The sequence below is a fragment of the Microbacterium sp. NPDC064978 genome, from assembly GCF_044543605.1.
In the GTDB taxonomy this organism is placed as follows: Bacteria; Actinomycetota; Actinomycetes; order Actinomycetales; family Microbacteriaceae; genus Microbacterium; species Microbacterium meiriae.
Window position 1 is genome coordinate 383,980 of sequence record NZ_JBITWF010000003.1, and the last position, 18,630, is coordinate 402,609.

Consider the following 18,630-nt stretch of genomic DNA (forward strand, 5'->3'; position numbering starts at 1 on the left):
ACGCTACGGATCGGCGGGCCGCGGCGCGTCCTCCCGGAGGACGATTCCCGGAAGCGGTGGGATCGTCCTCCGGGAGGACCGTGTGGGGGAGGACGGGTGGGCTGCGTCGCTCCGATAGTGTCGACAGGTGACCCCCGCCCGCCGACTCCCCGCTCCTCTGGCCCTCGGGGGAGCCGTCGCGATCGGGGTCATGACCGCGGTCCAGGCGCGCATCAACGGCGTGCTGGGCGTGCGCGTCGACAACGGCATCGTCGCCGGTTTCCTGTCCTTCGCCGTCGGGCTCGTGGCGCTCGCCGTGGTCATCTCGTTCCTGCCCTTCGCCCGGCGCGGCGCGATGCGCCTCGGACGGGGGATCCGGGAGCGCAGTATCCCGTTCTGGATGCTCCTCGGCGGTGCCTGCGGTGCGCTCACCGTGTCCACCCAGGGGTTGACGGCGGGGATCCTCGGCGTCTCGCTCTTCACCGTCGGCGTCGTCGCGGGACAGACCCTGCACGGCCTCGTCCTCGACCGCATCGGCTTCGGCCCGGCCGGCGTCGTGGCCGTGACCCCCGGTCGCGTGATGGGCGGCGTGCTGGCCCTCGCCGCGGTCGGCATCTCCCTCTCCGGCGATGTGCTCGCGACCGCCCCGCTGTGGATGCTGCTGCTTCCGTTCGCCGCCGGCGTGGGCATCGCCTGGCAGGCGGCGACCAACGGGCGGCTGGCCCAGCGCGTGCAGTCGCCGATCGCCGCCACCCTGATGAGCTTCATCGCTGGCACCCTGGTGCTGGCGGTCGCCGCCGGCACCAGCGTCGCGGTGCGGGGGTGGCCGGCCGCGCTGCCGACCGAGCCCTGGCTCTACCTCGGCGGGTTCCTGGGAGCGGGGTACATCCTGCTCGGCGCGTTCATCGTCGCGCACACGGGCGTGCTGCTGATGGGCCTGGGCTCGGTGCTCGGGCAGCTCGTCACGTCCGTCGTGATCGACCTGCTCTGGCCGGCGCAGGCGGGACCGGCACTGTGGCAGGTGATCGCGATGGTGATCGTGGCGGTCGGCTCGGTCCTCGTCGCGGTGCCCTGGCGTCGCCGCCGGCTCTAGGAACCGCTCTTCTTGGCGGCCTTCTTCGCCTTCTTCTTCGCCTTCTTGCGGGCCTTCTTGCGGGCCTTCTTCTCTGCCGTGGCGGCCTTCTTGTCCGGGGCCTCCCGCGCGGCTTCCTCCGCAGCCGCCCGGGCTTCGGCGGAGAGCTTCGGCGGGCGGGTCAGGAGGGCGCGGGCGTCGACGGTCTTGCGTCGGCCCGGGCTCTTGCCCTCCGGCTTCGCGCCGACGTAGAGCCACCCGAGGAGTTCCTCGTCCGGACCCAGTCCATGCATCCGCGCGACCGGCTCCGAGCGCGTGTAGTGCCCGGTGCGCCAGATGACGCCCCACCCCGCCTCATCGAGAAGCAGGCTCAGCACATGGGCGACGCCGGACGCCACCGCCTCCTGCTCCCAGCGCGGTACCTTCTCGCTCGGGCGGTAGCTCGCGACCACCGCGATGAGGAGCGGAGCACGCAGCGGCTTCGTGGACGGCTCCGCGTCCCCCTGCGCCTCGGCGATCGCGGCGCCGAGCGCCTCACGGTCCGCGCCGCGGAGTTCGATCAGACGCCAGGGGCGCAGCGACGAGTGGTCGGCGACGCGGCCGGCGGCACCGACGAGCGTCACCAGCTCCTCACGTCCGGGGGCGGTGTCGCCGACCTTCGACCAGGACTGCCGTGCACGGACGGCGTCGAGGGCGCTCACGACGCGTCGGGCGTGAAGTTCAGCGCGATCGAGTTCATGCAGTAGCGGTCACCGGTGGGCGTGCCGAAGCCGTCCGGGAAGACGTGGCCGAGGTGCGAGCCGCACGACGCGCACCGGACCTCGGTACGGACCATGCCGAGGCTGTCGTCCTCGAGCAGCTCCACCGCGTCCGGGCGGACCGACTCGTAGAAGCTCGGCCAGCCGCAGCCCGAGTCGAACTTGGTGCCGCTCTTGAAGAGCTCCGCACCGCAGGCGCCGCAGGTGTAGAGACCGGCGCGCTCCTCGTCGAGCAGCTCACCGGTCCAGGCGCGCTCGGTCGCCGCCTGGCGCAGTACGGCGTACTGCTCCTCGCCGAGCTCTTCGCGCCACTCGTCTTCGGTCTTGTTCACGCTGTAGGGCATCGTGTCCTCCTGAGTCCCTTCCATTCTCCCTTGTGCGGAGCCTTCGTGGCGCTCCGCGTCAGAATGGACGAATGACCGACGCCGTGCACGAGCGCTATGCCCGATTCGCCGCGATGGAGGCGCCGGGGCGCAGCGCGCTGTATGCGGAGTGGGCGGCGGGGGTCGCCGAAGACCAGGAGATCACACACCTCCTCCAGCGGATCCCCGCGACCCGACGTCAGCCTCCCCTCGTCTTCGCCGTGTCCCGCCTGCTCGGTGCCGGTCATGGGCCGTACTCGGAGTGGCGTCGCTTCGTCCTCGCGCACGCCGACCGGCTCGTCGAGGAATGCACACGGCGCGCGCTCCAGACCAACGAGCCGCTGCGTACCGCCGCGCTGCTCCCGGTGCTCTCCGAGATCGACGGGCCCCTCGCTCTGCTGGAGGTCGGCGCCTCCGCCGGCCTCTGCCTGTACCCCGATCGCTATTCGTATCGCGTCATCGACGGAGACGGACTCGTCCGTCAGGCGCTCGATCCCCTCGACGGCCCCTCGTCGGTGGTGCTGGAGAGCGTCGTCTCCGGAGACCTGCCGTCGCTGCGGATGCCCGAGGTCGTGTGGCGTGCGGGGATCGACCTCGCGCCGCTGGACGCCGCCGACGACGAGGATCGGCGCTGGCTGCGCGCTCTCGTGTGGCCGGGGGAGGAGGGGAGGGAGCAGCGCATCACGGGCGCTCTCGACATCGCGGCCGCCGACCCGCCTCTTCTCGTCGCCGGAGACGCGGCTGTCCACCTGGAGGACCTGGCGCGGGCCGCCCCGGCGGACGCCACGCTGGTGATCACGACGCCGGGCGTTCTCGTGCACATCCCGCGGGCGGAGCGGGAGGCGCTGGTCGCGAGGATCACGGCGCTCCCCGCGCACTGGGTCACGATCGACCCGCCCGCCCTGCTCGACGTCTGGGATCCGCCGGTCGCCGCGGAGACGTGGCCCGGGTTCGTCGTCGCGCTCGACGGTCGGGTGCGCGCCGCTGCCGATCCGCTCGGCGCCCGGTGGGAGTGGCGCGCGGGCGAAACGCCGACCACGACCTAACCTGAGGACATGCCCGCAGACCACCTCACGGAGCGCGATCGCGCGATCCTCGCCCTGGAGGCCGCCTGGCCGCGCCACGGCGGCATGAAGGAGGAGGTCATCCGTACGCGGCTGGGGATGAGTGCGGCGCGCTACTACCAGCTCCTCGGTCGGCTCATCGACTCGGAGGCGGCCCTCGCCTTCGATCCGATCCTCGTCGGCCGCCTGCGTCGGCTGCGGGATGCCAGGAGCGCCCGGCGGTCGGCGCGGGTCCCCGGCTTCACGGGCTGACCCGACCCGCGGCACGCGATCGGGCTCGTCGCGGAACGGTTTGCCAGGGACGTGCCGCTAGCATCGAGGGGTGTCCAAGCCCCCCCGTGACCGTTTCGACGAGGTCCCCCGTTCCACCGGACGCGTGGGAGCACACCGCGCCGAAGCCCCGGGCATGAACGGCTGGGTCGTGCTGCTGTGGTCGTTCGTCGCCGCTCTCGTGCTCATCATCGCCGGCATCTTCGGCGCCCTGGCCGTCATGGGACGGATCGACCTCTTCCCGGAGGCGGCGCCGTCCGCGGCCCCCACGCCTGAGCAGACCGGGGTGATCGACCCGAGCTATTCGGTGCTCATCCTCAACGCGACCCCGGACAGCGGGCTGGACGATCAGATGCGCGACACCCTCATCAACGCCGGGTGGGCGGCGGCGACCGTGCTCGCCAGCGACAGCGCCAGCGACGACTTCGAGACCACGACCGTCTACTACGTCAGCGCCGAGGACGAGGAGGCGGCGAAGGGCCTCGCCGGCGTCATCGGCGGTGCCGAGGTGCAGCAGAGCGACTACTACGCCGGCCAGACGGAGGACGGGCAGAAGCAGCTCACCATCGTGATCGGCGTCGACCGGGCCGCGTCGGTGCCCGAGACTCCCGCGCCCTGACGCCCGTCTCCCTCCCGGATCGTGCGGCTTGCACTCGATGGTGTCGAGTGCCAGAATGGCGTTAGCACTCTCTCACTCTGAGTGCTAAACCCACCGTCTACGTCCAGGAGGGACGACAAAACTCATGGCAAAGATCATCGCCTTCGATGAGGAGGCCCGCCGCGGCCTCGAGCGTGGCCTCAACATCCTCGCCGACGCGGTCAAGGTGACCCTCGGCCCGCGTGGTCGCAACGTCGTGCTCGAGAAGAAGTGGGGCGCCCCCACGATCACGAACGACGGTGTCTCCATCGCCAAGGAGATCGAGCTGGACGACCCGTACGAGAAGATCGGCGCGGAGCTCGTCAAGGAGGTCGCCAAGAAGACCGACGACGTCGCCGGTGACGGCACGACGACCGCCACGGTGCTCGCCCAGGCCCTGGTCCGCGAGGGGCTGCGCAACGTCGCGGCCGGCGCCGACCCCATCTCGCTCAAGCGCGGCATCGAGAAGGCCGTCGCCGCGATCACCGAGGAGCTGCTGAGCACGGCGAAGGAGATCGACTCCAAGGAGCAGATCGCCGCGACCGCCTCCATCTCGGCCGCCGACCCGGCGATCGGCGAGCTCATCGCCGAGGCCATCGACAAGGTCGGCAAGGAGGGTGTGGTCACCGTCGAGGAGTCGCAGACCTTCGGCACCGAGCTCGAGCTCACCGAGGGCATGCGCTTCGACAAGGGCTACCTGAACCCGTACTTCGTCACGGACCCGGAGCGCCAGGAAGCCGTCTTCGAGGACCCGTACATCCTCATCGCGAACCAGAAGGTCTCCAACATCAAGGACCTCCTGCCCATCGTCGACAAGGTGATCCAGGACGGCAAGGAGCTCGTCATCATCGCCGAGGACGTCGAGGGTGAGGCCCTCGCGACCCTCGTGCTGAACAAGCTCAAGGGCATCTTCAAGTCGGTCGCCGTCAAGGCTCCCGGCTTCGGCGACCGCCGTAAGGCGCAGCTGCAGGACATCGCGATCCTCACGGGCGGCCAGGTCATCACCGAAGAGGTGGGCCTCAAGCTCGAGAACGCCACGCTCGACCTGCTCGGCCGTGCGCGCAAGGTCATCGTCACCAAGGACGAGACCACGATCGTCGAGGGTGCCGGCGAGGCCGACCAGATCGAGGGTCGCGTCACGCAGATCCGTCGCGAGATCGAGAACACCGACAGCGACTACGACCGCGAGAAGCTGCAGGAGCGCCTGGCGAAGCTCGCCGGTGGCGTGGCCGTCATCAAGGCCGGCGCTGCGACCGAGGTCGAGCTCAAGGAGCGCAAGCACCGCATCGAGGACGCCGTCCGCAACGCGAAGGCGGCCGTCGAGGAGGGCATCGTCCCCGGTGGTGGCGTCGCGCTCATCCAGTCCGGCACGAAGGCGCTCGACGCTCTCTCGCTCGAGGGCGACGAGGCGACCGGTGCGAACATCGTGCGCGTCGCGATCGAGGCTCCGCTGAAGCAGATCGCGCTAAACGCCGGTCTCGAGCCGGGCGTCGTCGCCAACAAGGTGTCCGAGCTCCCCGCGGGCCAGGGCCTGAACGCCGCCAGCGGCGAGTACGGCGACATGTTCGCACAGGGCATCATCGACCCGGCGAAGGTCACGCGTTCCGCGCTGCAGAACGCCGCGTCGATCGCCGGTCTGTTCCTGACGACGGAGGCCGTCGTCGCCGACAAGCCGGAGAAGGCTGCTGCTCCCGCGGGTGACCCCACGGGCGGCATGGACTTCTGATCCTCTGACAGGATCGGAGAGCCCGGTCTCACCGACAGAAAGCCCCCGGCTCCGGCCGGGGGCTTTCTGCGTGTCCCTCAGCGGAACAGGCTCGCCGAGTACTGATCTGCGTCGGCGTACTGGGTGGCCACGGCGCCGAGCGAGGTGCCGATACCGTCCAGGACGAGCTCGACGTGCTGCTGGGCGCCCTGCCACTCCTCCGCGCACCCCTGGAACGCCGTGGCGGCGGTGCCGACCCAGGCGGTCTGCAGGTGCCTGAGCTGCGACATGAGGGTGGCGGATTCGGCGCGCAGACGCTCGATGGTGGCGCGCGTCGCGGCTTCCGCTGCGTGGACGGCGTCGGTGTCGACGGTGAAGACGGTCATGGGAACTCCCTTCGAGGAAACCCGACGATACGCAGGCGGCAGTCCCGGGGCGCGCGGAGAGGGAGCGCGGCACCGCGGACGGGAGAACGCCGCGGTGCGAGCCGACTGTGCAGAAGAGGCGGTTACGGCAGGTCGAGGCGGTCGAGCGGCTGCGTGTCCTCGAGGAGATGCTCCGGGGTCGAGCGCGCCGGCGCCAGTGGCAGCGTCACGGTGAAGGTGGCTCCGCCTCCAGGGCTCTCGGAGACCGCGATGTCGCCGTTCAGAGCCTTGAGGATGGAGGCGACGATGGCGAGCCCGAGACCGGATCCACCGGTCTCCCGTGCCCGGGACGTGTCGGCGCGCCAGAACCGCTCGAAGATCTGCTCCCGGATCTGCGGGGGGACACCCTCGCCGTGATCGACGATCGAGATGCTCGCGGTCCCGGCGACGCGGTCCGAGTCCACCACGATCTCGATCGGACTGTCCTCCGGGGAGAAGCGGCGCGCGTTCCCCAGGAGATTCGTGACCACCTGGCGGACCTTGTTCTCCTCGCCGAGCACGATCGGCGGCGTCCGGACCGGGATGTCCGCGACCTCGGTGAAGTCGATGGCGGGGGGCTGCTCCGGCGTGCGCGGACGGCGGCGCAGCCGCGACAGGGTGGCCCGGGGCCGGGTCTTCGGTGCGGGGTCCTGGGCGATGGGCACCACGGGCGTGCGGATGGGGGCGGTCGGGACGTTCTCGACCGTCCGGTCGATCACGGAGATCACGCGTCCGGGCGCCGCGGCGCGCACGTCGAGGGCGGCGTCGCGGGCGATGGGGCGGAGGTCGAGAGGGACGATCTCCGGCTCGCGCTCCTCGTCCAGCCGTGCGAGCGCGAGGAGATCCTCCACGAGCACGCCCATGCGGATCGCCTCCTTCTCGATGCGCTCCATCGCCCGAGCGGTGTCCTCCTCGCCCTTGATCGCGCCCATGCGGTACAGCTCGGCGTACCCGCGCACGCTGACGAGCGGGGTCCGCAGCTCGTGACTGGCGTCTCCGATGAACCGGCGCATGTGCTGTACCGTGCGGTCGCGTTGGGCGAGGGACCGGTCGACGCGGTCGAGCATCGTGTTGATGGCCGCATTGAGGCGGCCGACCTCGGTGGTCGGCTCCAGGTCGGTGAGCCGCTGTCGGAAGTCGCCGGCGGCGATCGACATGGCGGTCTGCTCCACCTGCCCGAGCCGTCGGAAGGTCAGCGTCACGAGGCCGCGGGTGAGCAGCGCTGCGACGAAGATCGTGATGAGGGCGATGGTGATGTAGATGCCGAAGTACTGACTGATGATGCGGTCGGCTTCGGCGAGGGGGAGCGCCACCATCTGGATGCTGAGCGGGTCGCCCTCCTGCTGCACGACCGCGGCAGCCGCGTGGTAGACGCCGCCGTCCGCGTCCTCGAGCGCGAGGACCTGCTCCTCATTCGCCTGGGCGTCGGAGAGCGAGTACTCGGCGGGGAAGACCGGAGCTCGGCCCGACGCGCTCGGCGCGGTCGCGCGGAGGGCTCCCTCCGCGTCGTAGACCGCGAACGAGAAATCACGCGGCTTCTCGTCTCTCGGCGTGTATGTGGTGACGCCGTCGATCGTCGTCGTGTCGAAGTACCGGTTGACGAGGTCGCTGGTCACCAGCGCAGGGAGCTGCGCGTTGATGTTCTCCACCAGGGCGTTCCGCAGCAGCGGTACGGTCCCGATGCCCGCGACGAGGAGGCCGAGCGCGAGGACGGCCACGGTGACGCCGGTGACCTTGGCGCGGAGGCTGATGCGCCGCCACCACGCGGTGACCGCATCCGGCTTGTGCGCCATGCGGTCCTCCCTGCTGCGACGGCGGTGCCGTCCGGGGACGGCGGGTGCGGGCTCGACGGTCTCAGACCGTCTTGCCCACCTTGAGCATGTACCCGAAGCCGCGCTTCGTCTGGATCAGCGACTCCTCGGTGTGCGGGTCGATCTTGCGGCGGAGGTACGAGATGTAGCTCTCCACGATGCCGGCATCGCCGTTGAAGTCGTACTCCCACACATGGTCGAGGATCTGCGCCTTCGACAGCACCCGGTTCGGGTTCAGCATGAGGTAGCGGAGGAGCTTGAACTCGGTCGGGCTCAGGTCGATCGGCTCCTTGCCGACGTGCACGTCGTGCGTGTCCTGGTCCATCGACAGCTCGCCGGCGCGGATGATCGACTCCTCGTCGGCCTGCATCGTGCGGCGGAGGATGGCCTGGGCCCTGGCGACGATCTCGTCCAGGCTGAACGGCTTGGTGACGTAGTCGTCGCCGCCGGCGTTGAGTCCCTCGATCTTGTCCTCGGTGCCGTCCTTGGCCGTGAGGAAGAGGATGGGTGCGGTGAAGCCGGCGCCGCGGAGGCGCTTGGTCACGCTGAACCCGTTCATGTCGGGGAGCATGACGTCGAGGATGATGAGGTCCGGCTCCTCTTCGAGGACGGCGGAGATCGTGGCGGCGCCGTTGGCCACCGTCTTCACCTGGAACCCGGCGAAGCTGAGACCCGTGGAGAGCAGGTCGCGGATGTTGGGCTCGTCGTCGACGACCAGGATGCGCGCAGCAGTCATGACCCCATTATGGTGACTTCGGCCATGCGCGGGCTGATTATCCTGCGGAACGGCGTGGATGCGGTCGATCCGTCGGCAGGTGGATGTGCTGCACAGGCGGTCGGGGGAGGATCGAGGCATGAGTTCGATCGAGGACGCCACCGCCGCCCCCGTCACCCCGTCCGCCGCGTCTCGTGAGGGGGCCGACGGAGGGCTCGAGTACCACCGTCTGGCGCTCCTCCGCCCGCGCCCCCGGTGGTGGAAGCCGCTGCTCACCGGGCTCCTCGGCATCGCGTTCTACCTCGCGATCCTCGTGCTCGTGATCGTGCCGCTGGTCGTCGTGTCCGCCCTCGTCCCGGGTTGGGCGGCGGAACTGCAGATGATGTTCCGGACCACCGCCTACTTCCAGCTCGATCGTCCGTGGCTCCTCGTGGCGCTCGTGCTCCCGCTCATCCTCATGATCCCGGCGCTGCTGCTCGCCTCGCGGGTGGTGCAGGGGCGGGGCGTCGGCCTGCTCTCCTCGGTCACCGGGCGGCTGCGGATGGGGTGGCTCGGCCGGACCCTCGTGCTGGCGCTCGCCGTGTTCGTGGTCTACTTCGCCGTGGTGCTCGGCTGGTCGGCCGCTGCGGGCGACGCGGTGACGCCGGACTTCTCCCACCCGGGGCTGCTGCTCATGGTGGTGCTCCTGCTCGTGCTGATCCCGTTCCAGGCCGCAGCGGAGGAGTACGTCTTCCGGGGGTACCTCATGCAGCTCGTCGGGAGCTGGCTGAGGCACCCCGCCTTCGCGATCCTGCTGCCGGTGCCGTTGTTCGTGCTGGGGCACGGCTACGACGTCTGGGGTGCGGCGAGCGTCGGCCTCTTCGCCGTCGTCGCCGCCTGGCTGACGTGGCGCACGGGCGGTCTGGAGGCGGCGATCTCGCTCCACATCGTCAACAATCTGCTGATCTTCCTGCTCGGCTCCGTCGCCGTGGTCGATGCGAACGCGACCTCGGGCACGCCCGTCGATCTCCTCGGATCCGCGCTGGCGATGCTCGTCTTCGCCGTCGTCGCCGACCGCTGGGCCCGCCGCCGGGGCATCGAGCGGACCGCAGCGATCACCGACGGCGCCGCGGGCACGCATCAGCTCCCGCGGATGCTGCGCGGCTGAGCGCCGTCACCGCCGTCAGGCGGCGATCGCCTCGGCGTCCATGATCGTGTAGCTGTAGCCCTGCTCCGCGAGGAACCGCTGCCGGTTCTGCGCGTAGTCCTGGTCGATCGTGTCGCGTGCAACGAGCGTGTAGAAGCTCGCGGTGTGGCCGGACTGCTTCGGACGGAGAAGGCGCCCGAGACGCTGGGCCTCCTCCTGCCGGGAGCCGAACGAGCCGGACACCTGGATGGCGACCGATGCCTCGGGGAGGTCGATGGAGAAGTTCGCGACCTTGGACACCACGAGCAGCGAGATGTCGCCCTCCCGGAATGCCCGGTACAGCTCCTCCCGCTCCTCGACCGGAGTGGACCCGGTGATCTGCGGGGCATCGAGCGCCTGCGAGAGCGCGTCGAGCTGGTCGAGGTACTGGCCGATGACGAGGATCTGCTCGCCCTGGTGAGCCGCGATCAGCTCGCGCACCGCGTCGATCTTGGCCGGGGCGGAGGCCGCGAGCCGGTAGCGCTCGTCGTCGGTGGCCGCCGCGTACTCCAGGCGGTCCGCCGGGGGAAGGTCGACTCGCACCTCGAAGCAGGCGGCGGGGGAGATGAAGCCCTGCGCCTCGATCTGCTTCCAGGGGGCGTCGAAGCGCTTCGGGCCGATCAGGCTGAAGACGTCGCCCTCGCGGCCGTCCTCGCGGACCAGGGTCGCGGTGAGGCCGATCCGGCGGCGGGCCTGGAGGTCGGCGGTGAGCTTGAACACGGGCGCCGGCAGCAGGTGCACCTCGTCGTACACGATGAGGCCCCAGTCCAGCGCGTCGAGGAGGGCGAGGTGCGCGTACTCGCCCTTCCGCTTCGCGGTGAGGATCTGGTACGTCGCGATCGTGACGGGTTTGACCTCCTTGGCCTGCCCGGAGTACTCGCCGATCTCCTCGGGGGTGAGGCTGGTGCGCTTGAGCAGCTCGTCCCGCCACTGCCGCGCGGACACCGTGTTCGTCACGAGGATGAGGGTCGTCGTCTTGGTGGCCGCCATGGCCCCGGCGCCGACGATCGTCTTGCCCGCACCGCAGGGGAGCACGACCACGCCGGAGCCGTCCTTCGAGAAGGCGTCGACGGCGTCCTGCTGATACGGGCGGATGGCCCACCCGTCCTCGGCGAGCTCGATCTCGTGAGGGGTGCCTGGCGTGTAGCCGGCGAGGTCCTCCGCCGGCCAGCCGATCTTCAGCAGCTCCTGCTTGATCTGCCCGCGGGCCCAGGCGTCCACGACGAACGTCTCCGGGGTCGGGTGCCCGATGAGCAGGGGCTGGATGCGCTTGTTGTTCGCGACCTGGGCCAGCACGGCGGGGTCGGTCGAGCGCAGGATGAGCACGCCTTCATCGTCGCGCTCGATGACCAGGCGGCCGTACCGGTTCACCGTCTCGCGCAGGTCGACGGCGACGGAGGGCGGGACGGGGAAGCGCGACCAGCGGTCGAGCGTCTCCAGCATGTCCTCGGCGGTGTGGCCGGCGGCGCGGGCGTTCCACAGCCCGAGCCGCGTGATCCGGTACGTGTGGATGTGCTCGGGCGCACGCTCCAGCTCGGCGAAGATCGCGAGCTCGTGGCGGGCGCTGTCGGCGTCGGCGTGGGCGACCTCGAGGAGCACGGTGCGGTCGCTCTGGACGATCAGGGGGCCATCAGACATAGCTGACCAGTCTACCGGCCCGTGGCTGCACGGGGCCTAGGTCGGGACGACGGTCGCGGCGCGGATGCTCGACACGGGCAGGGTGCGCTCGACATCGGCCGCCCTGTCCCTTCCCCGCAGCCGTCCGCCGCCGATCCCGGTGGCTTCGAGGAGAAGGTCCCTGGTGGATCCGTCCGGCATGCCGACCGTCACCCGCAGCACGGCCTTCGCGCGCACCGCCGCCTCCAGCTCCCTGTCCAGCCACGCGGCGTCCGCGTCGGGTCCCTGGCGTTCGCGCAGCCGCGCGATCAGCGGTGCGTAGTCGGGGGCGGGGGCGGGGTCGGGTACGGCAGCCGGGTGTCGCGTGCGTACAGCGACGGTCCCGTCGCGATCGACGAGGGTCGCGGGGTACCTGGCGTCGGTCAGCGCCCAGTAGACCGTGTCCTGCCCGACCTTGGTCGTCAGCGAGCCGACGTGCGCGGTGAGCCCGAGCGGCCGGAGCGACTGGTCGACCGCCATGGCTTCGAGGAGGTGCGCGTCCGTGCTCTCCACCCGCGTGCGCCCCGTCTCCTCGTCCACGGAGACCCGCACGAGTCCGTGGCGCTGGCCGGTCTGCGCGACGAGGTAGCCGAGGGGCTGCGGAATGCCCGTGAGTGAGATCTCGCCGAGGAACCCCAGGATCGAGGCCTCGTCCTCCCCTGCGGCGAACGCATGTGCGACCGACTCCGCGGTGAAGCGGTACGACGAGGCCTGGGAGGCGGACTCCCGACGGGCCATGGTCCGCAGCCGCACGTCCAGTGCAGGCTGCAGGGGGCCCGGCGCGATCGCGGTGAGGTCGTTCTGGAGGAAGATCCGGTCCACCTCCGCGGGTAGGAGCGCCGAAAGGGCGGAGGGATCGGCCGCCTCGCCGCGCCGCAGCGCCGCGGACCACGGGGGCTCGGAGCCGTCCTCCGCGATGAGGCCGAGAAGACGAGCGGCCTCGAACTGTCGAGCCGCCTCCTCCGGCCAGGCCGGATCCCAGGGATGGGCGAGGGGCCATTGACTCGGCGGCAGCCACCCTCCCGTCGCCGTGCGGATCCCGCGGGGGAGCGTGTCACGGAAGGCGGTGGCCAGGAGGTTCCAGCGTGCGGGCGCGGGGGAACGGAGCCAGTCCTCAGCGGCCGGGGTGGTGCGCAGCAGGCGCTCGACGGGAGCGGCGAGACCGGCGCGCACGGCGAGCGCCACCAGCGGATCGACGCTCTCGACATCGAGGCCCGTCTCGGTGAGCTGACGCTTCTGGCCCGCGCTCACCGCACCGCCCATGAGGAGGGTGAACGGCTGCTCCCTGGCGAGGAGCAGGATGTCGGCGAGCACGCCGACGGTGGTGAAGGCGCGCTCCGCGGCGTGCGCGGAGACGGACTCCTCCGCTGCCGGTGCGGGGGTCTCGTCGAGGGGAGCAGGCCGAGACCTCCCGGCCACCGCCTCGGCGACGGGCGGGTGCGGTGTGCCGTCGGCGCGGAGCAGGGCGAGCGCGGTCAGACGCTCGCGGCCGGCGCCGGCTCCGTCTCCCGCCACGGCGTCGACGAGCGCGGCGGCCTCCGCGGCGGTCAGAGCGGGCAGCGCACGGCCGATCGACGCGGCGTCCAGCAGGGACTCGGCCGCGTCGAAGAGATCCTGCCAGGCGACATCGGGACGCACACCGCGCGCGGTCAGCAGCGCCGTCAGCTCGTCATCGCTCGCCGCGGCCAGGTCGTCGGCCAACGGGCGTGCGTGCGTGCTCATCGATGCGGCCTCAGCGACGCGACTCGGCGCGACCCTTCCGCACGAAGCTCATCACCAGCAGCGCGATGATCATGACGAAGGCGAGCGGCAGCCCCCAGTAGGGGATCGCGGCGATCACCGGCCACAGGCCCTCACCGAACGCGGCCCTGTCCATGCCGAGCGCGGTGCCGATGATGATGACGAAGAAGCAGATCACCGACGCGGCCGCGATACCGAGCGCGGTGAACGCCAGGATGCGGTCGATCCGACGGATGGGGACCTCCGGTCCGGGACTCTGCGTACTCATCCGCCCCAGCCTACTCGCACGCGCGGGAGCGGTTCCGTTCCGCCCGTGACCGGTAGGCTGGGGGACACGCGCACGAGCGCGCTCCGTCCGCATTCGATCCAGCGAGGTTCTCCCATGCCCACCGGCAAGGTCAGGTTCTACGACGAAGACAAGGGTTTCGGCTTCATCGCCAGCGATGACGGCCAGGACGTCTTCCTGCACGCCTCCGCGATGCCGGCCGGCACCGCGGTGAAGGCGGGTGCGCGCGTGGAGTTCGGCGTGGCCGACGGCAAGCGCGGTCTCCAGGCGCTGTCGGTCCGGGTGCTCGAAGCGCCGCCCAGTCTCGCGAAGGCGAAGCGCAAGCCCGCCGACGACATGGCGATCATCATCGAGGATCTCGTGAAGCTCCTCGACGGCATCGGCGGCGACCTGCGCCGCGGCCGCTACCCCTCCTCGAGCCACGGCCGCAAGATCGCGGCCGTCCTGCGCAAGGTCGCCGATGACCTCGAAGCCTGACGCCGACGCGCGGCTCGTCGAGGCGCACGACCTCGCGCTCGCCGCCCTGCGCGAGATCACCCCTGCCGCCACGGTCGGGCCGGCTGCCGGCTTCACGCCGGAGGAGGACGGATCCGTCTCCCTGCGATTCGAGAACCGGCTCCCCGGCTACCCCGGCTGGTACTGGACGGTGACGGTCGCCCGTGTCGAGGACGAGGAGCCCACCGTCCTCGAGGTCGAGCTGCTCCCCGGCGATGGTGCTCTGCTGGCCCCGGAGTGGGTGCCGTGGGCGGAACGCCTCGCCGAGTACCGCGCACACCAGGCGGAGCTGGCCGAGGCCGCCGCTGCCGGTGGTGAGGACGCCGACGGGGAAGAAGAGGACGCCGACGGCGACCTCGACGACGACGGCATCGACGATGACGAACTCGACGAGGACGGCTCCGACATCCTCCATGCCGGTGACCTCGACGGCGTGGACATCGACGAGCTCGACCCGTCCGATCAGGACGACGAACTCGACGCGTCCGATGAGGACGACGAGGACGACGAGGCAGAGGACTCCGAAGACGACGACGCCGACGCCCGCGATGCGGACGCCGGCGACGAAGAGGAGTGAGGCGGACGCTCAGCCGCCCAGGTTCTCCTGCACGAAGTCGATGGCCCGGATGAGCTGACGCACGTCGTCCGGCTCGATCGAGACGAACGTCGCCACCCGCAGCTGGTTGCGGCCGAGCTTGCGGTACGGCTCGGTGTCGACGATGCCGTTGGCGCGGAGCGCCTTGGCGATCGCCGCGGCGTCGACACTGTCGTCGAAGTCGATCGTCGCGACCACGGGTGAGCGGTGCGCCGGGTCGGTGACGAAGGGGGTCGCGACGGCGGACGCCTCCGCCCAGTCGTACAGCGCCGACGACGACTCCGCCGTGCGCGCAGCGGCCCAGGCGAGACCGCCGTTGCCGAGGATCCACCGCAGCTGGTCGTCCAGGAGGAGCAGCGTCGTGAGCGCAGGGGTGTTGAGCGTCTGGTTGAGCCGCGAGTTGTCCACCGCGTGCTTCAGGCTCAGGAACTCCGGGATGTAGCGTCCCGAGGCGGCGATCCGCTCGATGCGGTCGATCGCGGCCGGAGACACGGCGGCGAACCAGAGCCCGCCGTCCGAGCCGAGGTTCTTCTGCGGGGCGAAGTAGTAGACGTCGGCCTGCGTCATGTCGACGTCGATGCCGCCCGCGGCGCTCGTCGCGTCGATCACCGTCAGGGCACCGTCGGCGCGGACGCGCTCGATCGGCGCGGCCACGCCGGTCGAGGTCTCATTGTGCGGCCACGCGTAGACGTCGACGCCGTCGACCGGTTCGGCCGCGCTCCGCGATCCGGGCTCGGCGGAGCGGACATCCGGCGCCTCGAGCCAGGGGGCTCCTGCCGCCTTGGCGAACTTGCCGCCGAACTCGCCGAACACGAGGTTCTGGCTGCGTCGCTCGATCAGGCCGAAGGCCGCGGCGTCCCAGAACGCCGTCGAGCCGCCGTTGCCCAGGATGATCTCGTATCCCTCGGGGAGACGGAAAAGAGCGGCGAGCTGCTCGCGGACGCTGCCGACGAGGTTCTTCACCGGTGCCTGGCGGTGCGAGGTCCCGAGGACGGAGGCCCCCGTCGTGACGAGCGCCTCGAGCTGCGCGCCGCGCACCTTCGAGGGGCCGCAGCCGAAGCGGCCGTCTGTGGGCAGGAGGTCACGGGGAATCTCGATCGCCATGGCTAGATTCTAGGGGGATCCCGCCGTTCCTCCCGTCCGCGACCCCGTCCGATGTCGCCGGAGGAATGTAGGCTTGCCTAAGAACTTCCGGAGGGCCCACATGACGGATCTGATCGACACCACGGAGATGTATCTCCGCACCATCCTCGAACTCGAGGAGGAGAACATCGTGCCGCTGCGGGCGCGCATCTCGGAGCGCCTCGGGCACTCCGGACCGACGGTCTCGCAGACCGTCGGTCGCATGGAGCGCGACGGCCTCGTCGTGGTGTCCGAGGACCGCACGCTCGAGCTCACCGACGCCGGGCGCCGCAAGGCCGTCGACGTGATGCGCAAGCACCGCCTCGCCGAGCGCCTGCTGTCCGACGTGATCGGGCTGGACTGGGCCTTCGTGCACGAGGAGGCCTGTCGCTGGGAGCACGTCATGAGCGAGCAGGTGGAGCGTCGTCTCGTCGAGCTGCTCGGGCACCCCACCGAGTCGCCGTACGGCAACCCGATCCCCGGTCTCGACCAGCTCGGCGACCTTCCCGCCCGCACCTTCGACGAGGGTGTGATCGGTCTCGTGCAGCGGCTGAACGCCGCAGGCGAGCCGGTCGAGGGGACGGTCCGCCGTCTCGCCGAGCCGGCCCAGGTCGACCCGGAGCTCCTGGAGCAGCTGCGTGACGCGGGCGTCGTGCCCGGGGCCCGCGGCGACTTCCGCTTCAACGAGGGCTATGTGCTCATCCAGATGGACGGCAAGGAGGAGGGTCTCGAGCTCCCCGTGGAGCTGGCCTCGCACATCTTCCTCGTCGGCGAACCGGCCTGAGAAGGCCTCACCGAGGATTGTCAGTTTCCCAGGGTGACATGATCGTTATCTTCCGGTAACCTCGGTCAGGTCCTCAGCGAAGAAGCCCGCTGGGGGCGAACCGCGAAGATCCGCCTTCCGGCTCGTCGTCTTCCCGACAGGGACGCACTCGAACCCGAGTAGTGCATCTCTGCCCTGGGGCAGAACGTCGACGGGCCAGCACCACCCGAGGTGCGAGGGCTCAGGAGGACCACGTTTTGGCCGCAGACATCGAACCGACCGCGAAGACATCTGAAGATCGAGTACCCGCCCGGCGCACCGGTGCACGGGTCAGTGCTCGGAAGATCGCAGCCCCTCTCCGGTCGGTGGCGATCTTCGGTGCTGTCGGCGCTCTCGTCGCCGCTGTCGCGCTGCCCGCCTACGCGGCGTCCAAGCCGACGGACGCCACGGCGCAGACCGTGCAGCAGCTCGCCGCGGTCGACGCGCAGTCGCTCGTCGTCGCGTCGGAGGCCACGGCCGCTCCGCTCGTGCGTGGTGCCTTCAGCGCGACCACGCCGGAGGAGATCGAGAAGAAGAAGGCCGAAGAGGCCGCCGCCGCCGCGGCGCGGGCCGCCGCTGCCGCTGCCTCCGCGTCCGCGTCCGCACCCTCGTCCGGCACCTTCAACACGGCCGGCTACGCACTCGTCGCTCCCGGCTCCGGCCAGGTCCGCTACCCGCTGCCGCTCGGCTCCTGGAACGTCAGCCGCACCGTCGGCGGCGGCCACAACGGCGCCGACATGCTCGCGCCTGCCGGCACGCCGATCTACGCCGCCGCGGCCGGCGTCGTGCGCGCCTCCGCCGAGAGCATCGGCGGCTACGGCGTCGCCGTCATGCTGGACAGCGTCGTGGGCGGTCAGCAGGTCCAGACCACCTACGGACACATGCTCTACGGGTCGCGCCAGGTGCAGGCCGGGCAGACCGTCGCCGCCGGACAGCTGATCGGCTATGTGGGCAGCACGGGACGGTCGACCGCGAACCACCTCCATTTCGAGGTCTGGATCAACGGCGGCCTCGTCGAGCCGATGTCCTGGCTCTCCGTCAACGCTGGCTGACCGGGACACGTTCTCGAGCATTCATCTCCCGTTCCGCCCCGGTCCTCGCGGGATGGGTTAGCCTGAACCCGTCGTCATACAGGCGGGAGAGGCTGATGGAGCGAACACCGAGCATCCGAACCATGGACGCTCTCGGTCGTCACGTCCTTCGGCATTGCCCGCAGGGATGCCGCGGTGCTGCCGCGCGCGAAAGGCGCCGTCTGTAGACGGCGCCTTTTCTCGTCCCTGCGAACACTCCTCCTCCTGCACGACGTCGTGTGAGTCGAGAGTGCCGGGAAGCCGTCCCGGCGGATCGAGAGGATGACGAATGCGCACACTGGTCCTGAACGCCGGATACGAGCCCTTGGCGATCGTGTCCTTCAAGAGAGCCCTCGTCCTGGTCATGAACGACAAGGCGACGGTCATCGAGAGAGTCGAGGACGACCCCGTCTGGGGGACCCACGGCGTCTACGATCGCCCGGCGGTGATCATCCTCTCCCGCTACGTGCGCGTCCCCCTCAGCCGTCGTGTGCCGGTCACCCGCCGCGGGGTCCTGCGGCGCGACGGGCATCGCTGCGGATACTGCGGCAAGGCCGCGGCGACGATCGACCACGTCCTGCCCCGCTCGCGCGGCGGCGCGGACTCCTGGGAGAACCTCGTCGCCTGCTGCCTGCGCTGCAACAACCTCAAGAGCAACCGCACGCCGCAGGAGATGCGGTGGCAGTTGCGGTTCACGCCGCGCCCGCCGCACGGGACGGCGTGGACGGTGCGCGGGGTGGAGCGCAGCGATCCCCGCTGGGAGCCCTACCTCGCCCTCGCCGCGTGAGAGCCAGCGCGAGGGCGCGCAACCGTGGTCCCGTAGACTGGCTGTGCGCCCTCGTAGCTCAGCAGGATAGAGCAGCCCTCTCCTAAAGGGCAGGTCGCAGGTTCGAATCCTGTCGAGGGCACTCCCGCTTCCGCA

Annotated in this window: 19 protein-coding genes, 1 tRNA gene and 1 pseudogene; 12 read left to right on the top strand and 9 right to left on the bottom strand. The window is 70.6% G+C overall.

Annotated elements, in window-relative coordinates:
* Positions 1-157 precede the first annotated feature (157 nt).
* A complete protein-coding gene (locus ACIGJI_RS11955; RefSeq protein WP_187664202.1) occupies positions 158-1,072 on the top strand; it encodes a DMT family transporter in 915 nt (304 codons plus the stop codon).
* A gap of 155 nt (positions 1,073-1,227) precedes the next feature.
* Here ACIGJI_RS11955 and ACIGJI_RS11960 read toward each other — a convergent pair.
* Positions 1,228-1,752 (bottom strand): annotated as a pseudogene (locus ACIGJI_RS11960) (nitroreductase family protein); the annotation flags it as partial.
* Complete coding sequence (gene msrB / locus ACIGJI_RS11965) at positions 1,749-2,153, bottom strand: peptide-methionine (R)-S-oxide reductase MsrB (protein WP_268776757.1); 405 nt, start codon at positions 2,151-2,153, stop codon at positions 1,749-1,751. The pseudogene ACIGJI_RS11960 and the gene msrB, both read right to left, overlap by 4 nt.
* Before the next feature lie 71 nt (positions 2,154-2,224).
* On the opposite strand from msrB, the gene ACIGJI_RS11970 reads away from it, so the two are divergent.
* The 4 genes from ACIGJI_RS11970 (at position 2,225) to groL (ending at position 5,868) form a co-directional block, all read left to right on the top strand.
* A complete protein-coding gene (locus tag ACIGJI_RS11970; RefSeq protein WP_187662070.1) occupies positions 2,225-3,217 on the top strand; it encodes a DUF2332 domain-containing protein in 993 nt (330 codons plus the stop codon).
* Positions 3,218-3,226: 9 nt separating this feature from the next.
* Positions 3,227-3,487, top strand: coding sequence for a DUF3263 domain-containing protein (locus tag ACIGJI_RS11975; protein WP_259951423.1), 261 nt, complete (start codon positions 3,227-3,229; stop codon positions 3,485-3,487).
* Between the two features lie 70 nt (positions 3,488-3,557).
* On the top strand, positions 3,558-4,124 hold the full coding sequence (locus ACIGJI_RS11980) for a LytR C-terminal domain-containing protein (protein WP_311198669.1): 567 nt from the start codon (positions 3,558-3,560) through the stop codon (positions 4,122-4,124).
* 124 nt (positions 4,125-4,248) lie between these two features.
* Positions 4,249-5,868, top strand: a complete 1,620-nt coding sequence (groL, locus tag ACIGJI_RS11985) for a chaperonin GroEL (protein WP_025105526.1) — start codon at positions 4,249-4,251, stop codon at positions 5,866-5,868.
* A 77-nt stretch (positions 5,869-5,945) separates the two neighbouring features.
* Here groL and ACIGJI_RS11990 read toward each other — a convergent pair whose 3' ends face one another.
* The 3 genes from ACIGJI_RS11990 to ACIGJI_RS12000 form a co-directional block, all read right to left on the bottom strand.
* Entirely contained in the window at positions 5,946-6,233 is a 288-nt protein-coding gene (locus ACIGJI_RS11990; protein WP_187662068.1) for a WXG100 family type VII secretion target, read from the bottom strand.
* 122 nt (positions 6,234-6,355) lie between these two features.
* Complete coding sequence (locus tag ACIGJI_RS11995) at positions 6,356-8,044, bottom strand: cell wall metabolism sensor histidine kinase WalK (protein WP_268776759.1); 1,689 nt, start codon at positions 8,042-8,044, stop codon at positions 6,356-6,358.
* 61 nt (positions 8,045-8,105) lie between these two features.
* Entirely contained in the window at positions 8,106-8,798 is a 693-nt protein-coding gene (locus ACIGJI_RS12000) for a response regulator transcription factor (protein ID WP_025105529.1), read from the bottom strand.
* Between the two features lie 118 nt (positions 8,799-8,916).
* Between ACIGJI_RS12000 and ACIGJI_RS12005 the strand changes: the two genes are divergently transcribed.
* On the top strand, positions 8,917-9,924 hold the full coding sequence (locus ACIGJI_RS12005; protein ID WP_363447165.1) for a type II CAAX endopeptidase family protein: 1,008 nt from the start codon (positions 8,917-8,919) through the stop codon (positions 9,922-9,924).
* Between the two features lie 15 nt (positions 9,925-9,939).
* Here the strand turns inward: ACIGJI_RS12005 and ACIGJI_RS12010 are convergent, their stop codons facing one another.
* Genes ACIGJI_RS12010 through ACIGJI_RS12020 form a run of 3 tightly spaced genes read right to left on the bottom strand, consistent with a single transcriptional unit; the run spans position 9,940 to position 13,606 of the window.
* Positions 9,940-11,580, bottom strand: coding sequence for a DNA repair helicase XPB (locus ACIGJI_RS12010; protein ID WP_363447163.1), 1,641 nt, complete (start codon positions 11,578-11,580; stop codon positions 9,940-9,942).
* 36 nt (positions 11,581-11,616) lie between these two features.
* Entirely contained in the window at positions 11,617-13,320 is a 1,704-nt protein-coding gene (locus ACIGJI_RS12015; protein ID WP_268776760.1) for a helicase-associated domain-containing protein, read from the bottom strand.
* 10 nt (positions 13,321-13,330) lie between these two features.
* Positions 13,331-13,606: a multidrug ABC transporter ATPase gene (locus tag ACIGJI_RS12020; RefSeq protein WP_187662063.1), complete on the bottom strand. Its 276-nt coding sequence runs from the start codon at positions 13,604-13,606 to the stop codon at positions 13,331-13,333.
* Between the two features lie 114 nt (positions 13,607-13,720).
* Between ACIGJI_RS12020 and ACIGJI_RS12025 the strand changes: the two genes are divergently transcribed.
* The gene (locus tag ACIGJI_RS12025; protein ID WP_025105533.1) at positions 13,721-14,101 is read left to right on the top strand and encodes a cold-shock protein; all 381 of its coding nucleotides are present in this window, start codon (positions 13,721-13,723) and stop codon (positions 14,099-14,101) included.
* Positions 14,085-14,696, top strand: coding sequence for a DUF3027 domain-containing protein (locus ACIGJI_RS12030; protein WP_187662062.1), 612 nt, complete (start codon positions 14,085-14,087; stop codon positions 14,694-14,696). The genes ACIGJI_RS12025 and ACIGJI_RS12030 overlap by 17 nt, the downstream gene beginning before the upstream one ends.
* Before the next feature lie 9 nt (positions 14,697-14,705).
* Here the strand turns inward: ACIGJI_RS12030 and serC are convergent, their stop codons facing one another.
* Positions 14,706-15,818, bottom strand: coding sequence for a phosphoserine transaminase (serC, locus tag ACIGJI_RS12035; protein ID WP_187662061.1), 1,113 nt, complete (start codon positions 15,816-15,818; stop codon positions 14,706-14,708).
* Between the two features lie 100 nt (positions 15,819-15,918).
* Between serC and ACIGJI_RS12040 the strand changes: the two genes are divergently transcribed.
* From ACIGJI_RS12040 to ACIGJI_RS12055, 4 genes are all read left to right on the top strand, one after another.
* A complete protein-coding gene (locus ACIGJI_RS12040; RefSeq protein WP_025105536.1) occupies positions 15,919-16,620 on the top strand; it encodes a metal-dependent transcriptional regulator in 702 nt (233 codons plus the stop codon).
* Between the two features lie 344 nt (positions 16,621-16,964).
* Positions 16,965-17,690 carry a M23 family metallopeptidase gene (locus ACIGJI_RS12045; RefSeq protein WP_232089064.1) on the top strand — a complete coding sequence of 242 codons (726 nt, stop codon included), beginning with the start codon at positions 16,965-16,967 and terminating at the stop codon, positions 17,688-17,690.
* 307 nt (positions 17,691-17,997) lie between these two features.
* Positions 17,998-18,495 carry an HNH endonuclease gene (locus tag ACIGJI_RS12050; RefSeq protein ID WP_060921795.1) on the top strand — a complete coding sequence of 166 codons (498 nt, stop codon included), beginning with the start codon at positions 17,998-18,000 and terminating at the stop codon, positions 18,493-18,495.
* Positions 18,496-18,542: 47 nt separating this feature from the next.
* A tRNA-Arg gene (locus ACIGJI_RS12055) sits at positions 18,543-18,616 on the top strand.
* Positions 18,617-18,630 lie beyond the last annotated feature (14 nt).

Coding starts and splice junctions, on each gene's coding strand:
- serC (WP_187662061.1), bottom strand. CDS start 15,818: ATGGCGATCGAGATTCCCCGTGACCTCCTGCCCACAGACGGCCGCTTC.
- ACIGJI_RS12050 (WP_060921795.1), top strand. CDS start 17,998: ATGCGCACACTGGTCCTGAACGCCGGATACGAGCCCTTGGCGATCGTG.
- ACIGJI_RS12020 (WP_187662063.1), bottom strand. CDS start 13,606: ATGAGTACGCAGAGTCCCGGACCGGAGGTCCCCATCCGTCGGATCGAC.
- ACIGJI_RS12040 (WP_025105536.1), top strand. CDS start 15,919: ATGACGGATCTGATCGACACCACGGAGATGTATCTCCGCACCATCCTC.
- ACIGJI_RS12010 (WP_363447163.1), bottom strand. CDS start 11,580: ATGTCTGATGGCCCCCTGATCGTCCAGAGCGACCGCACCGTGCTCCTC.
- ACIGJI_RS11975 (WP_259951423.1), top strand. CDS start 3,227: ATGCCCGCAGACCACCTCACGGAGCGCGATCGCGCGATCCTCGCCCTG.
- msrB (WP_268776757.1), bottom strand. CDS start 2,153: ATGCCCTACAGCGTGAACAAGACCGAAGACGAGTGGCGCGAAGAGCTC.
- ACIGJI_RS12005 (WP_363447165.1), top strand. CDS start 8,917: ATGAGTTCGATCGAGGACGCCACCGCCGCCCCCGTCACCCCGTCCGCC.
- ACIGJI_RS12025 (WP_025105533.1), top strand. CDS start 13,721: ATGCCCACCGGCAAGGTCAGGTTCTACGACGAAGACAAGGGTTTCGGC.
- ACIGJI_RS11995 (WP_268776759.1), bottom strand. CDS start 8,044: ATGGCGCACAAGCCGGATGCGGTCACCGCGTGGTGGCGGCGCATCAGC.
- ACIGJI_RS12000 (WP_025105529.1), bottom strand. CDS start 8,798: ATGACTGCTGCGCGCATCCTGGTCGTCGACGACGAGCCCAACATCCGC.
- ACIGJI_RS12015 (WP_268776760.1), bottom strand. CDS start 13,320: ATGAGCACGCACGCACGCCCGTTGGCCGACGACCTGGCCGCGGCGAGC.
- ACIGJI_RS11990 (WP_187662068.1), bottom strand. CDS start 6,233: ATGACCGTCTTCACCGTCGACACCGACGCCGTCCACGCAGCGGAAGCC.
- ACIGJI_RS11970 (WP_187662070.1), top strand. CDS start 2,225: ATGACCGACGCCGTGCACGAGCGCTATGCCCGATTCGCCGCGATGGAG.
- ACIGJI_RS12030 (WP_187662062.1), top strand. CDS start 14,085: ATGACCTCGAAGCCTGACGCCGACGCGCGGCTCGTCGAGGCGCACGAC.
- groL (WP_025105526.1), top strand. CDS start 4,249: ATGGCAAAGATCATCGCCTTCGATGAGGAGGCCCGCCGCGGCCTCGAG.